Below are 611 nucleotides of genomic sequence, written 5' to 3' on the forward strand. Positions count from 1 at the left end.
TGACCCAGAGCGCTGCCGGCACCTGTCCTACGAGTTGCATGATAAAGAAGACAGTCATAAGTGCGGCGACGATAGTCATGCCCCGCGCCCACCGGAAGGAGCTGACTGGGTTGAAGGCTCTCAAGGGCATCGGTCGAGATCCCGGTGCCTAATGAGTGAGCTAACTTACATTAATTGCGTTGCGCTCACTGCCCGCTTTCCAGTCGGGAAACCTGTCGTGCCAGCTGCATTAATGAATCGGCCAACGCGCGGGGAGAGGCGGTTTGCGTATTGGGCGCCAGGGTGGTTTTTCTTTTCACCAGTGAGACGGGCAACAGCTGATTGCCCTTCACCGCCTGGCCCTGAGAGAGTTGCAGCAAGCGGTCCACGCTGGTTTGCCCCAGCAGGCGAAAATCCTGTTTGATGGTGGTTAACGGCGGGATATAACATGAGCTGTCTTCGGTATCGTCGTATCCCACTACCGAGATATCCGCACCAACGCGCAGCCCGGACTCGGTAATGGCGCGCACTGCGCCCAGCGCCATCTGATCGTTGGCAACCAGCATCGCAGTGGGAACGATGCCCTCATGCAGCATTTGCATGGTTTGTTGAAAACCGGACATGGCACTCCA

General features: G+C 57.3%; 1 pseudogene. It reads right to left on the reverse strand.

The features are described 5' to 3' along the window. Positions 1 to 185: 185 nt before the first annotated feature. Positions 186 to 611: pseudogene (gene lacI / locus R0J92_RS21550) on the reverse strand (DNA-binding transcriptional repressor LacI); the annotation flags it as partial.

This window comes from Tritonibacter sp. SIMBA_163 (assembly GCF_046535935.1).
Lineage (GTDB): Bacteria > Pseudomonadota > Alphaproteobacteria > Rhodobacterales > Rhodobacteraceae > Epibacterium > Epibacterium scottomollicae.